Raw genomic sequence first — 14,847 nt, 5'->3', positions numbered from 1 at the left:
TTCTGAATATAATTATGAACACAATAAATAAACCTTATATGTTTGTTATAGGTAATGAGAAAGGCGGAGCAGGTAAAACTACCTGTTCTATGCATCTAATAATCGCTCTGCTTTATCAAAATTATTCGGTAGTAAGTATAGATACCGATTCACGTCAAAGTTCGTTAACGAATTATTTAAAAAATCGAGATTTATATAATAAACACAATCCTGATAAACCTGTATTAGTACCGAAACATTTTCATATATCGGAAAGCGAAGTAGAAGAGCAAGCAAAGAGTTTTGAGCAGATACTCAAAAATAATCAGGATGTCGATTATATAGTGATTGATACCCCAGGCAGTCATACTCCTTTATCACGGGTTGTTCATTCTTACGCCGATACAATTATTACACCGATTAATGATAGCTTTCTAGATTTAGACGTAATAGCAAAAGTCGATAGCAAGGATGAAATTATTAGCCCATCAATATATAGTCAAATGATTTGGGAGCAGAAAATGGAACGTGCTAGTCGTGATAGAATTAGTATAGATTGGGTAATACTTCGTAATCGTTTAAGTAATCTTGATGCATTAAATAAAAGACGCGTAGGAAATGTATTAGCTAAACTTGCTACAAGAATTAACTTTAAACTCACAGAAGGATTTAGTGAACGTGTAATATATAGGGAGTTATTTTTACAAGGTTTAACATTACTTGATCTAAAAACTGCAAAATATGATAGAGCATTTAATAGCTCACACGTGCTTGCACGTCAAGAATTACGAAATTTTTTAGACTTTCTAGGTATTAAGGCTGCGTTCAAAGGTTAATTTCTATTAAAGTTTTTCTTGTATAAAGTTAAAATATATATATAATGTGCAAAATTAATATGTTTTAACTTTATAAGAGAAACAAATGCCAAATATTGCTGAAAATATTTCAAAACTACCGGAAGAACAAGAAAAAGTTAATAAGCTTGTTGATCAATATAAAAATTTAACTCCAGAAGAACAAAAAATTGTTGATAGAAAACTTAAGTCACATTTTACAAAAGAAGAGCCAGAACAAGATGAGCTTAAATCAAGAATGAATAGGATACTTAGTAATTTGTCTAAGCAAGACCAAGAAAAACTACAAGCAGGTAATAATTCTATAGGTGAAATAGCAAAAGATGTATTATCGTTAGTTAAAGGAATAATAAATCTAGTCGAAAATGTTGCAGAGATAATTAAAAATCCTAAGAAAGCAATATATGAATGGATTAAAGGTGAGTTAAATCAAGTAAAACCTCAACAACAAAATTATCAGCAACGCCCATCAAAGCCAAAAGCTGCTGCAATATCAAGATAAATTTTTAGTTTTTATTTGCGAAAATTTGCAATTTTATGTATATAATATAGGGGAAATCGTATAATAAAAAAATAAAAATGCATAAATACAGAACTCATAATTGTAACGAATTACAAATATCCGATGTAGAAAAAGAAGTTAAACTATCCGGTTGGGTACATAGAAGAAGAGATCACGGGAATCTAGTTTTTATAGATTTACGTGATCATTACGGTATAACTCAAATCGTGTTTACCGATCAAAACCCTCAGCTTATGGAGGATGCAAGTCGTTTGCGTTATGAGTCGGTAATTACGGTAAGGGGTACAGTTGTAGCAAGATCAGAGGACACGATTAATAATGCGCTTCCGACAGGTCATGTTGAAGTGCTAGCTGTGGAATTTAGTGTTGAGTCAGCTGCGGACACTCTACCTTTTGTTATTAATACCGAAAAAGATGCTCCCGAAGAGTCTAGGCTTAAATATCGCTTTTTAGATCTTAGACGTGAGAAATTACATAATAATATAATACTCCGCTCACAAATTATTTCTCATATTCGTCATTTGATGACGGCGAGCGGTTTTACTGAATTTCAAACTCCGATTTTAACAGCAAGCTCACCTGAGGGGGCTAGGGATTTTTTAGTACCGAGTAGAATGCATCCGGGTAAGTTCTATGCATTACCGCAAGCACCTCAGCAATTCAAGCAGTTATTGATGGTATCAGGCTTTGATCGTTATTTCCAAATTGCTCCTTGTTTTCGGGATGAAGATGCAAGAGCCGATAGATCACCCGGCGAGTTTTATCAGCTAGATGTAGAAATGTCGTTTGTTACACAGGAAGACGTATTTAGTACTATTGAGCCTGTGATGTATGATTTATTCACTAAGTTCACGGATAAGAAAGTATCAGAGACTCCTTTCGTTTGTATTCCATATAATGAATCTATGCTAAAATACGGCTCTGATAAGCCTGATTTGCGTAACCCTATTATAATTGCCGATGTAACTGAGATATTTACAGATTCCGATTTTACAATCTTCAGAGAGAATATTAAAAAAGGTAGCATAGTTCGTGCAATTCCTGCACCTAAGGCAGCTGCACTGCCTCGTAGTTTCTTCGATAAAATGATAGAGTTTGCGATATCAGAAGGAGCAGCTGGACTTGGCTATATTCAATTTAGTGAAACCGGTGAAGCAAAAGGACCGGTAGTAAAATTCTTAAGCCCGCAGCAATTAGAGAGTCTAAAAGCTACAGCTAGTATTAGTAACGGTGATGCTGTATTTTTCGCTAGTGATAAGAAAGAGAAAGCTGCTAAACTTGCCGGTAAGGTTAGAATAAGACTTGGTGAAGAGCTTGATTTACTTGAAAAAGATTGTTTTAAATTCTGCTGGATTACCGATTTTCCATTCTATGAGTTAAATGAAGAAACAGGAAAAATTGATTTTAGCCATAATCCGTTTTCTATGCCGCAGGGCGGAATAGATGCTTTAGAGCAAGCTAAAACCACTGAAGAGTTATTAGAACTTACCGCATACCAATATGATATTGTTTGTAACGGTATTGAATTGTCCAGCGGTGCTATTAGAAACCATAAGCCGGAAATTATGTATAAAGCATTTTCCATAGCAGGTTATAGTGAAGAGGAAGTTGATAAGAGATTTGGAGGGATGATTAGAGCATTTAAGTTTGGAGCTCCACCACATGGTGGAATAGCCCCTGGTATTGACCGAATCGTTATGCTGCTTGCGGAAGCGACAAATATAAGGGAAATAATTGCGTTTCCTTTAAACCAGCAGGCTGAAGATTTACTAATGAACGCCCCAAGCTATGTAGAGGATAAAGCTCTAAAAGAGCTAAGCATTATGCTCTCACCGTCTGCTAGAAAAAATGCAGAAAAAGAATAAGAATTTATAGTTGTTGTATGTTATTATGTCATACCGCAACTTGGCCTATAGTATGTCATTTCTAGCTAAAAGTGGAAAGCCAGTAACTATTAATCTCATCCTGCGACTTGATCGCAGGATCTAGTCTTTTTTAAATTTTTTTCTAGATACCGTGGTCAAGCCACGGTATGACAGCGAAAAGGTACTGTATTTCCGCTTTTAGCTAGAGAAATGACATTAGGACTATGCAACGACTCTGTGACTGCTCGCAATGACGTTTAAGGCATACACTCAATAATGCTTACCTTTGTTGATGTCTTTCCTTCCTAGCTTGTAATTTAGAGAATGCGATTCCTTTTACCGTTTCTACTCTTTTTGTTTGGAGTCCTTCTTGCTTCTTCTGTTGTAGTACATTACCAATTTTTATACTTTCTGCTATAAGTTTTTCTGTATTATGAATTTTATTTAAATTCTCAGGAGAAATTTGTTTCATAAAATAATTTGAGATACTAGGTAAACCTATCTTTTCACAAAAATTTCCTACCTTGTAATATATAGTATCTTTAGAATTTAACTTGAAAGATTTAGCATTTAATAAATTGGTCGTGTTTTCGATATTATCCTGATATTTTAAATTTTTCTTTATACCCTCAATATCTTGCTCGGTAAGATATTTTTCTTTTTTTAGCGCTTTCATTATATTGTCGTAGAATTTTGCTACTGCTTTATCGGTTACGTTTTTAGTTGTTGCCTGCTTTGTAAAATCAACAATTAGTGATGCCAATTTTTCGCCTGTAGATTTGTCTTGTATACGCATTGATTTTACAGGATCAGTACTTTGTACTTCTACTTTATCTGTCTTAACCTCAACTTCGTTTTCTTGCCATTTTCCGTCCAAATCTTTGCTCCATTGTTGTTCCTTGATTATTTCTTTTTTCAAGCCTATAGAAATTTTAATTTGGTAATTATTTTCATACGCCCACGCTTTAGCATCTTTACCTTCAATTGTAATGTTATTATCTATTGCATAGAGTACCGGGTCTTTTACAGATGAATTAGCGAAAGCCTCTAACCAACCACCATTATTAAATTCAGGTAAAACATTACTGAATTTTGTTACTATCTCAGCTCCTTTGGCCACTTCTTGCATATTAACAAGATTTTCTTTTATACTGCCTTTATAGTGTTTTCTCAAATCATCAAAATTTTTAATATTAGTGGATAACGCAATATTTTTTGGATCAAACCCAGCTTTTTTTAATTCATCAATTTTTTGATCAACTATTGCTTCCATCTGTTTCTCATCAAATTGACTTATCATTTGATTTAACGATTCGCTATATTTATCGATACTAAATGAGAAATTACCTGCTTTAATAGCAGCACTGTAGCCAACACCAGGATGTGCAAACATTTTAGCTGTTGATTGAATCATACTGTCAAAATTCTTATGAAATGCTAAAAAAGAACGACCATGATCAATTTTGGTTATTGTTTTACCATCCTGTACCATTAAATTACCAGCATGATAATCTACTTCCCCCAGCATATGACAAGCAGCTATGGCTTTTTCAAATCCTTCCAACTTTTTTAAATTTTGATCATTAGCTCTGACTCTAGTTTGACCTGATAAACCGGAAAATTCTGTTAGTGTTACAGCATTATCAAAAAATTTAGAACGTACATAAAGTGAATCAGGGTATTTTTCATCCGCTGTTACCAGCCCTTCTTTTGGTGCGCGATCATGTAATAAAAGTTGATACATGGTAGAGCCTATTAATTCTTGTACTCCGTCTCTTCGGTCAGCAATAGCCTGTTTTTGTGCCTGATTATCTTGTATTTTTTGGCATGCAGCATGAGTTTTATAAAAATGTTTTAAAATAAAAGTATTATCGGCGTTATCTTTAGCAACATAACCGGCCGAGACTCCTGCTGCCTTTTTTCCTTTCCCCTCAAACTCAGCTTGCTGTGCCACCCTCTTATCACGTAGCATAGCATCAATTGCTTTTTTAGGGTCATTAGGATTTCTTATTTCTTCAAGTTTTCTGTAATCTGCGTTATATCGGCTATCATCTAATCCAACCTGTCGTTCAATTGCCTCTGCCATAACTAAATGCTGTAAAAGAGGTGCATCGATTATTTCCCTTAATTCCTTGTTTTTATCTCCTGGAAACGAGTTTTTTATTATTGTTGTAACTTTAGCTAAATCCTTAGTGTTTAAATCGGCTAGGGCCATATAGCTAATATATAGGCTTTCAGCAGTAGGAGATTGGTCATTAGAAAGGTCAATAACAGATTCGGCAATGCCTTCGCAGGCTCTAGATATTTTGGCATTCAATTCTGTATCGTTAGTTTTCAGGGCTGTAAAAAGTTGCTCTTGTAATAATAATTCCTGCTGAGTTTTCTCTTTAGACATAAAAATAACCTGATTAATATTAACTAATAGTGAAAAAGTGTTGTTGCGTGGGCAAAATCCTCATCATTGTGAGGAAACCACGCAGCAATTGACGAAGCAATCCAGTAAACATTCTGATTTACAGAATTTTTTTATTATTTTTTCTGGATTGTCGAGTTCGCTGCGACCGCTTGCAATGATAATCCGGTATCCACGCAACAATGCCACGTGGGAATGACATTGAATAAGCTTTCCAAGCCGTGCAACAAGGCCCCCGCTTTTGCGGGGATATGACATCGAGGTCTTATTCAGTACTATATCGTGATATAACAATGAAAAAACCGAAGCAATGAAATAAAATCATGAACTTTGCAAGAATGATACCAATTAATCTCTTCTATTGCCTAAAAATCTTATTAAATATAGGAAAAGATTTATAAAATCTAAATATAAAGTAAAGGCTGCCATAATAGAAAGCTTTTGTCCTACTTCATCGTTTCCTGCCATGTAATACATAGACTTAATCTTTTGAGTATCCCAAGCAATTAATCCCATAAATATTACTATTCCAATAAGAGAAGTAGCAAAAGAAAGAGCCGAGCTTTTTAGAAACAAGTTGACTAATGACGCAATGATAAGACCTATAAGACCCATTGCAAAAAATGAACCCATAGATGTTAAATCTCTACTTGTACTATAACCGTATAAACTCATTGCTCCAAAAACGGAAGAGCAAATAAAGAAAGTACGAGCTATTGATGCACCGGTATAAATAAGAGCTAAATATGCAAGCGATATACCGGTTAAACCGGCATAAACCCAAAATAATATTTGTGCCGTTTGTAGGTTCATTCGTCCGAAGCCCATAAAGAAATATAAAGCAATACCGAGCGGAGCAAACATTATAATAGTACCGAAACCTGTTTGAAACATTAAATTATAAATAGGCTCAACTGATATAGTCGTTACAGCTGCTACACCGGTTAGTAAAAGTGCTAAAGCCATATAATTATATACTTTAAGCATGTATTTTCTTAAGCCTTCATCAAAAGTTTTATTTTTTGAGGTGGCAGTTAAAGTTTTTGTATAATCGATCATAAGTAACCTTAGGATTATGTTATTTACATAATAAAATATAGCCTCTTAAAGGTATTTTTTCAAGCTATATTAATTATATTTTATAAATATCTTGCATTGAATATAAAGCAGAAGGTTTATCTTGTAGCCAAATAGCGGCTTTAATTGCACCAATAGAAAAAGAATTTTTATTCAGAGCTTCGTGTTTTAAGGTGATTATTTCATCGTCACCTAGGAAAGATATTTCATGTATACCGTGAACATTCCCACCACGAAGCGAGGAAATACCTATTTCTTTTTTGCTTCTTAGTCTATTACCACGATTAAATGTTATATTTAATCCTTTTTTGCTTGCAATTGTTTCAGCAAGCATAACAGCAGTTCCTGAGGGTGAATCTTTTTTATTACGGTGATGTGTTTCTAGAATTTCAACATCGTAATCATCTAGTATTTTTGTTACTTCTTTAGCTAGATAGCTAAGCAAATTAGCTCCTATACTCATATTTGCAGAATATAAAACAGGTAAAGTTTGAGCTGCTTTTTCTAAAAGCTTAAAATGTTGAGGTTGGAGACCTGTGGTTCCGATTACTAATTTTGTATTATGTTTTAATGCATAATTAATTAATTTTTCTAATATTTCAGGGGTAGAAAAATCGATGATCACATCAGAATTTTTACAAAAATTATCTAAATCATCTAAATTATTAGTACTATTAAATTTTGCTGCAATTTTGCAATCTTTAAATTTATCTATTCTCTCTAGAATGGTTTCTCCCATTTTACCGGTAGAACCACTAAGACCGATATTTAACATATTGGCAATGTATACTCCTAATAAATGAACAGTAAGTAGACGAAGTTTAATTTGGACAAGAGCAAGGCGTCTAAAGTTCTTGGATCGCAATGTATACTTAATATAGTTCGAACCGCAGATCTTATTAGACAATGCCAATTTTTCAAATTAAACTAGGTTCTGTGAATATTTCTAATTGATTGGCTATTTTGAGGTGTTTTTTAGCGAAAATTAATAAGGTTTTTGCTGGAATAGTTACTTATATTTCAAAAAATCTTATAATTTGCAGCAAAAAATAACCAAAATTAAATCTTTGTATACGATTTATGAAAATATAATAGAGGCTTTAAATCATTTTTAATGGCAGTATTTATTACTTCACCGATAAATATAACATGATCGCCGGCATCGTAAGAAGCATATTTATTACACTCTATATGATAAGTTGCACCGTTTATTAAAGGGCAATCAGTTTTATTGCCAAGCTCATAATCAATTTTTGTAAATTTATTAGATTGTGATTTAGCAAAATGTTTTGAGATATCAATTTGATTCTCTGCTAAAATACTAATTGCAAACTTATCACTTTTTTGAAAACTGTTTATACTAAAAGAGTTTTTATTAAGGCAAAATAATATTAACGGCGGTTTTAAAGATACGGAAGTAAGAGAACTAGCAGTAAAGCCAAAAAGTTCGTTATTGCAATTTGTTGTTATAATAGTCACTCCCTGAGGGAATCGGCTCATAGCATTTTTAAATTGACTTTCTGTTACTGTCCCAGCCATTTTTTCATAATTTTGTTAATGGTTCCGTCTTTTTTTAATGAATCGATTGCCTCATTAATTTTATTAATTAGTCCTGAGTTTTTAGACATGCCTATAGCAAAATCGGATGACAATTCTTCTAAAGTACTGCTTTCTAAATTTGAATTATTTTCTTTTAATTTTTTGCCTTGAAATTCCTCAGAAATAATAGCATCTATGACTTTGGCTTTTAATTCTTCAACCAACATTAAATGATTTGCTAAAGAATGAACTTTAATATTTATCGTCTGTGATAGATCGTGTGCTTTTTTTTCTAAAACACTACCGAGCTGTACCCCTACTATTTTATTTTCTAGATTTTTGCTATTTTGTATATTATCGCCTGTTCTATATATTATGGCAAATCTTGCAGTAGCATAATTATCGGAAAAGCTGATATATTCGGCACGCTCCGGTGTTACGGAAAGCTCCGCCACCGCAACATCAATATTTTCACTAACCAAAGCTGCAAGTAAACCGTTAAAGTCGAAGTTTTTTATAATAACTTTTTTATTTAGACGTTCGCTTATTGCTTTGATAATATCGATATCAATCCCAACAATCTCTCCGTCTTGGATAAATTCATAAGGAGGATTATCTGCGGCAGTACCGACTATTAAAGTTTTTTCCGTTTCTTTTTTTTCACAAGAGACTAGTAAGCAAGATAGTAAAAATATTTTCAGAAATTTCATAAAAACAATGTTTTAAGTTTGAGTATGTTCTGTGTCATCCTATGAGGCATTGCCCTTGTTGCACGGATATCAAATCCTCATTGCGAGGAAAATTACGTAGTAATTGACAAAGCAATCTCAGGATATTTGGCGAGATTGCCACGTAGCCTACGGCTGCTCGCAATGACGATGAAACCGAGCCATGCCAAAGTCTATGGCTGCTCGCAATGACAGGAAAATCTATCCATACGGGCGGGCAATACCTTCAAAGGAATAGCATCAAGAACTCAATTTCTCCTTTAAAAGCTGATTCACAAGCGTCGGATTAGCCTTACCGCTGGTTTTTTTCATTACCTGCCCTACAAAGAAACCGAATAATTTATCCTTACCACTTCTATAACACTCTACTGATTCAGGATTTTCAGCTATTACCTCGTCAATTACCGTGTTTAGCACGTTATTATCCGAAACTTGTACAAGTCCTTTTTCTTCTACTATTTTATCAGGTGCTTTACCAGTTTCAAACATAATTTCAAAAACGGTTTTTGCAATTTTACCGGAAATAGTATCATTTTCTATTAATTTTACCAGTTTTGCAAAGTTACTAGGGGTAATTTTGCATTCATTTATTCCTATCGATGCTTTATTTAATTGGCCGAACAATTCACTAGTTAGCCAATTAGTAAGCATTTTAGGGTTACATTCATTTGCTGCTTTCTCAAAATACCCAGCAACCGATTCATCGGCTACTATTACTTCGGCATCATATTTACTTAAGCTAAATTCCTTCATATATTTTTCAATCTTTTGATCAGGTAGCTCAGGTAAATTTGCTTTTAGCTCATTTATTAACTCATCAGAAATAACAAGCGGTAATAAATCGGGATCAGGAAAATATCTATAATCAAGTGCTTCTTCTTTTAAACGCATAGTTCTCGTTTCGCCGCTATCGGCATTAAATAGGCGTGTTTCTTGAATTATTTCTTCACCGCTTTCAAGCAAGTCTACTTGTCTTTTAGCTTCAAATTCTATTGCTTTAATGATGTTACGAATTGAATTAATATTTTTAATTTCGCATCTTGTACCGAGTGGTTCGCCGCTACGTCTTACTGAAATATTAGCATCGCAACGCATCGAGCCTTTTTCCATATCACCGTCACAGCTGCCAATATAACGTAACAAATTTCTTAGCTTTTTTACAAATTCAGCTGCTTCTTCCGGTGATGATATATCAGGTTCGGTCACAATTTCCATAAGCCCAATACCGGCACGATTCAAATCGATAAAGCTGTAATGTGGTGATTGATCATGCATAGATTTACCCGCATCTTGCTCTAAATGCAAACGGTTAATACGAATAGTTTTAAGATCGCCGGTACTAGTCAGTATTTCCATAGTGCCGTTTTGTACTATAGGACAGTAAAATTGCGAAATTTGGTAACCTTGCGGCAGATCGGCATAAAAATAATTTTTACGATCAAATACCGAATATTTATTTATTTTAGCTTTAAGCCCAAGCCCTGTTTTAATTGCTTGGTGTACACAATGCTTATTTAATACCGGTAACATCCCGGGCATTGCTGCATCAACATAGGCAACCTGCGAATTTGGACTTGCTGCAAAAATAGTACTACTTCCTGAAAAAAGCTTAGATTTTGAGGAAATTTGAGCATGGATTTCAAGCCCTATTACATATTCCCATTTTCCCGTATTACCTTCAATATATGCCATAATTAAAAACCCTTTGGCTCAAATTTAATATGTTTTACACCTGACTCAATTGTCGATGCTACTTTCAAAACATTATATTCGTCTAATTGTTTACCTATAATCTGTATCCCAAGAGGTAAACCGCGTGCCGATAATTCAGCAGGAACCGATGCACAAGGTAAACCGGCTAAACTTGCAGGAATAGTAAATAAATCGTTTAAATACATAATAGTCGAATCATTTTGTGTTTCACCAATCTTAAAAGCTGCGGTCGGGGCGGCTGGTAATAAAATGGCATCAACTTTTGCAAAAGCATTATTAAAATCGTTTGCAACTAAACGACGTACTTTTTGAGCTTTTAGATAATATGCATCCATACCACTAGATGATAGCACATATGTTCCAATCATAATACGACGTTTTACTTCCTCTCCAAATCCGGCTGATCTAGTCATTTCATACATTTCGTCAAGCGTCATATTTTCACGTTCTACTCGCAGACCGTATCTAACGCCGTCATATCTAGATAAATTTGAAGAAGCTTCAGCCGGTGCTATTACGTAATAAACAGCAACACCGTATTTAGCATGCGGCAAAGTAATATCAACTATTTCAGCACCGGTGTTTTTAAGTAGTTCTATGGTATCCTGCCACATTTTCATAATATCAGGTTCAATAATACTGCCCTCACCAAGGCTAAGAGGTACGCCTATCTTCATATTTTTCATAGAACTTCCGATAGCGGATTGTAGCTCTGGAACTTCTGCTTTAATCGAAGTAGAGTCTTTTTCGTCAAATCCCATCATCGCTTCAAGCATAATGCTACTGTCTAAAACGCTTCTAGTAAATATTCCTGCTTGATCAAGGGAGCTAGCAAACGATATCATTCCGTATCTTGAGCAACGACCATATGTCGGTTTAAAACCGACTAAACCCGTAAAGCTTGCAGGTTGACGTACCGAGCCGCCCGTATCGCTACCAAGAGCAGCGGATGCCATAAATCCGCTAACTGCCGCAGCTGAACCGCCTGAAGAACCGCCTGGAACTAAATCAGCATTATCATCATTTGTTTTCCAAGGGCTAATTACATTTCCAAAACAACTAGTGATATTTGCTGAACCCATAGCAAACTCATCCATATTGGTTTTGCCGAGCATCACACCGCCCTTATCAAAAATATTTTGTGTAACACTTGATTCATAATTAGGTATAAAATTTTTCAGTATATTAGAACATGCCGTAGTTCTAATTCCTTTCGTGCAGAAAAGATCTTTAGCGGCAAACGGGATACCCTCAAGGGTTCTTGCGTTATTTTGAGCATAATTTTGATCGGCTGCTTCAGCCTGTTTTAAAGCTAAGTCAAAAGTTTCGGTAACATAAGCATTTAGGTTTCTATGCTTCTCTATTTGTTTAATATGTGCACCTATTAATTCCGTACTTGTAAAATCTTTATTTTTTAGACCTTTTATACTATCTGCTACTGTTAGTTTGTTTAGTTCCGTCATAATTATTCAACAACCTTTGGAGTGATAAAATATTTTACTTCTTTAGCCAGCTGAGCACTATTTCCACTTACATTATCAAATAACTCACTTGATAAATCAGAACTTGTAACGGCGTCCTCTCGCATTCTAGCATTCATATTAGAAACCGAAGTTAAAGGCTCTATATCTTTGCAATCTATTTCATTTAAAATATCGATCATATCCATAATAGTACTAAGCTGAGTAGAAAATTTTTCTACAGTATCTTCTTCAAATTTTAATCTAGCTAATTTTGCTATTTTCTGTGCTTCTTCTGTTGTTATCATAGTTTTATTATTTTGAGTGGTATAGTCTGATGTTATTCTCGTGAAGGCTTGCCTGTGTGTAATGGTATTTCTGTCATCCCGCGACTTGGTAAGCTAGATCCTGGATACAGCCTGTGATACAAGGTTCTATAGCCGATTTTATTGCATGACTCCTTTATTTTATTAATTAAGGCAAAAAAGCTAATTAGTTATTTTTTCTAAAATTATCTTATTATCAAAACCACCATTAACTTTCTTTTTTTGTTTTTTAATTTTTAATATATCTTTTAGTTTATAGCCATTAATATTACAGATTATTTCAAGTACTTCTAATATATCGGCAACTTCTCCATATACTCATCTTGTAAAAATTCCTCTACTTCTTCTAGTAGTTTATTTTTTAATAATTCTTTATACTCATATGATTCAGCAATATGAGTAACTGGTATCCTGCCTGATTTTAAGATAATTTCTGGAATTAAATCTCTAACTAATTTTGTCATTTTATTTTGTCAGTATAGATTCAATTTATGTCATTCTCGCTTGGCATTGTTGCATGGATCGATTTTTCTGGATTGCCACGTCGCTTCGCTCCTCGCAAGGTATTGTTGCGTGGATCAATTCCACCGCTGTCATTCCGCGACTTGATTGCGGGATCCAGTTAAAAATACTAAAATTATTAGTATTTTTTATTGTTTTTATGGACCCCATGGTCAAGTCATGGGGTGACACAGTGGATTTTACCAGTCCACGCAACAATGCCTCCTTGCAATGACGATTTAGTATCCACGCAACAAATCTAAAGCAGGAATGACATAGAAAATCAAACAGTCATTATTTCTTGTTCTTTTTGTTTTATTACCGAGTCAACCTTACTACTATAATCATCGGTTAGCTTTTGTACTTGTTCAGATAAGCTATGATGCTCATCTTTTGCGATAACGTTATCCTTTTCTAGCTTTTTAAGTTCTTCATTGCCGTCTCTTCTAATATTACGTAATGAAATTTTAGTATCTTCACCGTATTTATGAGCAAGCTTTACCAGTTCTTTACGTCTTTCTTCAGTTAAAGCCGGTATCGGCAGTCTGATTAATTGACCGTCTGTTGCAGGAGTTAAGCCAAGATTTGCTATCGTAATTCCTTTCTCTACCGATGATACCATAGATTTATCCCAAACCTGCACGTTAATTGTTCGTGCATCAGGGGTGGATAGAGAAGCAACTTGTGAAAGCGGCATTTTACTCCCGTAAGCTTCCACGGTTACGCTATCAAGTAAATTAACTGAAGCTCTACCGGTACGTAGTCCTTTAAGCTCATGATCTAAAACTTTTAGAGCTTTCTCCATCTTTTCTTGTAAGTTTTTCTTTAAATGCTCTTGCTCCATCTTTATTGATCCATATATTATTATTAGTACACGAATTGAGACATTGTTATGTGTATTAGGAAATGCCCCCGATGTCATTCCCGCGTAGATTGGTTTTTCTGTCATTGCAAGGAAAAACTATAAGTTTTGACGAAGCAATCTAGTAAGAAATTCTGATTTACAGAATTTTTTATTATTTTTTCTAGATTGCGAGCAGCCTATGGCTGCTCGCAATGACGATTTGGTCTCTACGCAACAACACCTATACGGGAATGACATAAAAATCATACAACAATTCACACTACAATATATTATTCCTCAATTGTCGTATATTCCCCTTTATCTTGTATTACTCTAGCAAAATTTCCCTGTTCTTTTATCGAAAATACCCTTATAGGTAATTTATTTTCTCTTGCAACTGCAATAGCTGCCGTATCCATGACTCGCAGGTTATTAGTTATAACATCTTTATAGCTAATAGTGAAATATTTTTTAGCATCCGGATTTTTTTTAGGGTCGGAATCATATACACCGTCAACCTGAGTTGCTTTTAATAAAATATCGCAATTCATTTCGATTGCACGAAGTACTGCGGCACTATCGGTTGTACAAAACGGGTTACCCGTACCGCCGGCAAAAATTACTACACGCTTTTTTTCTATATGTCTTTTAGCTTTGCGGCGAATATAAGGCTCGCACACGCTCATCATAGGAATAGCCGATAGAACTCTTGTATAGATATTGAGGCTTTCCATAATGTTTTGTAAAGTTAAAGCATTAATCACCGTTGCAAGCATACCTATATAATCCGCTGAAGCTCGGTCCATACCGACAAGTGCTGCATTAATCCCGCGGTAAATATTTCCACCGCCGACTACAATAGCGACTTCTACTCCTAAATCGATAACTTCTTTAATATCGCTGGCAATCTTTTTTATTATGTCATATTCATGCCCAAATTGCTTATCTCCCATTAAAGCTTCCCCTGACACTTTAAGTAAAACTTTTTTATACTTTAGAGCATTTACATCTGATATCATTTTCTG

The 14,847-nt window shown here is 34.5% G+C and carries 14 protein-coding genes; 3 read left to right on the top strand and 11 right to left on the bottom strand.

All coding sequences use genetic code 11. From position 1 onward, the window contains the following. The first annotated feature begins 14 nt into the window (after positions 1–14). The 3 genes from O6R16_RS01275 (at position 15) to aspS (ending at position 3,221) form a co-directional block, all read left to right on the top strand. The gene (locus O6R16_RS01275) at positions 15–815 is read left to right on the top strand and encodes a division plane positioning ATPase MipZ (protein ID WP_499679673.1); all 801 of its coding nucleotides are present in this window, start codon (positions 15–17) and stop codon (positions 813–815) included. 85 nt (positions 816–900) lie between these two features. Further along, positions 901–1,335 (top strand): DUF3106 domain-containing protein, encoded by a 435-nt coding sequence (locus O6R16_RS01270; RefSeq protein ID WP_499679672.1) that lies wholly within the window; start codon positions 901–903, stop codon positions 1,333–1,335. A 77-nt stretch (positions 1,336–1,412) separates the two neighbouring features. Further along, positions 1,413–3,221, top strand: a complete 1,809-nt coding sequence (gene aspS, locus O6R16_RS01265) for an aspartate--tRNA ligase (protein WP_499679671.1) — start codon at positions 1,413–1,415, stop codon at positions 3,219–3,221. A gap of 280 nt (positions 3,222–3,501) precedes the next feature. Here aspS and risK1 read toward each other — a convergent pair whose 3' ends face one another. From risK1 to pyrH, 11 genes are all read right to left on the bottom strand, one after another. Then, complete coding sequence (gene risK1, locus O6R16_RS01260) at positions 3,502–5,616, bottom strand: T4SS effector phosphatidylinositol 3-Kinase RisK1 (RefSeq protein WP_499679670.1); 2,115 nt, start codon at positions 5,614–5,616, stop codon at positions 3,502–3,504. Between the two features lie 366 nt (positions 5,617–5,982). Continuing rightward, on the bottom strand, positions 5,983–6,693 hold the full coding sequence (locus O6R16_RS01255; RefSeq protein ID WP_499679669.1) for a Bax inhibitor-1/YccA family protein: 711 nt from the start codon (positions 6,691–6,693) through the stop codon (positions 5,983–5,985). Positions 6,694–6,766: 73 nt separating this feature from the next. Further along, a complete protein-coding gene (dapB, locus tag O6R16_RS01250) occupies positions 6,767–7,486 on the bottom strand; it encodes a 4-hydroxy-tetrahydrodipicolinate reductase (protein WP_499679668.1) in 720 nt (239 codons plus the stop codon). Positions 7,487–7,770: 284 nt separating this feature from the next. Beyond that, entirely contained in the window at positions 7,771–8,250 is a 480-nt protein-coding gene (locus O6R16_RS01245) for a flavin reductase family protein (protein WP_499679667.1), read from the bottom strand. Then, positions 8,235–8,960, bottom strand: coding sequence for an ABC transporter substrate-binding protein (locus tag O6R16_RS01240; protein WP_499679666.1), 726 nt, complete (start codon positions 8,958–8,960; stop codon positions 8,235–8,237). The genes O6R16_RS01245 and O6R16_RS01240 overlap by 16 nt, the downstream gene beginning before the upstream one ends. Positions 8,961–9,218: 258 nt before the next feature. Then, on the bottom strand, positions 9,219–10,670 hold the full coding sequence (gene gatB, locus O6R16_RS01235; RefSeq protein ID WP_499679665.1) for an Asp-tRNA(Asn)/Glu-tRNA(Gln) amidotransferase subunit GatB: 1,452 nt from the start codon (positions 10,668–10,670) through the stop codon (positions 9,219–9,221). A 2-nt stretch (positions 10,671–10,672) separates the two neighbouring features. Then, positions 10,673–12,154 (bottom strand): Asp-tRNA(Asn)/Glu-tRNA(Gln) amidotransferase subunit GatA, encoded by a 1,482-nt coding sequence (gene gatA / locus O6R16_RS01230; RefSeq protein ID WP_499679664.1) that lies wholly within the window; start codon positions 12,152–12,154, stop codon positions 10,673–10,675. Positions 12,155–12,156: 2 nt separating this feature from the next. Further along, positions 12,157–12,459, bottom strand: a complete 303-nt coding sequence (gene gatC, locus O6R16_RS01225) for an Asp-tRNA(Asn)/Glu-tRNA(Gln) amidotransferase subunit GatC (RefSeq protein ID WP_499679663.1) — start codon at positions 12,457–12,459, stop codon at positions 12,157–12,159. A gap of 308 nt (positions 12,460–12,767) precedes the next feature. Continuing rightward, entirely contained in the window at positions 12,768–12,941 is a 174-nt protein-coding gene (locus O6R16_RS01220) for a nucleoside triphosphate pyrophosphohydrolase family protein (protein ID WP_014365275.1), read from the bottom strand. A gap of 320 nt (positions 12,942–13,261) precedes the next feature. Then, the gene (gene frr, locus O6R16_RS01215; protein ID WP_499679692.1) at positions 13,262–13,822 is read right to left on the bottom strand and encodes a ribosome recycling factor; all 561 of its coding nucleotides are present in this window, start codon (positions 13,820–13,822) and stop codon (positions 13,262–13,264) included. Between the two features lie 290 nt (positions 13,823–14,112). Further along, positions 14,113–14,841, bottom strand: coding sequence for a UMP kinase (gene pyrH, locus O6R16_RS01210; RefSeq protein ID WP_499679662.1), 729 nt, complete (start codon positions 14,839–14,841; stop codon positions 14,113–14,115). Positions 14,842–14,847: the final 6 nt, after the last annotated feature.

This window comes from Candidatus Rickettsia tasmaniensis (genome assembly GCF_036857515.1).
In the GTDB taxonomy this organism is placed as follows: Bacteria; Pseudomonadota; Alphaproteobacteria; order Rickettsiales; family Rickettsiaceae; genus Rickettsia; species Rickettsia rickettsii.
This window is presented reverse-complemented; position numbering and strand designations above follow the sequence as displayed.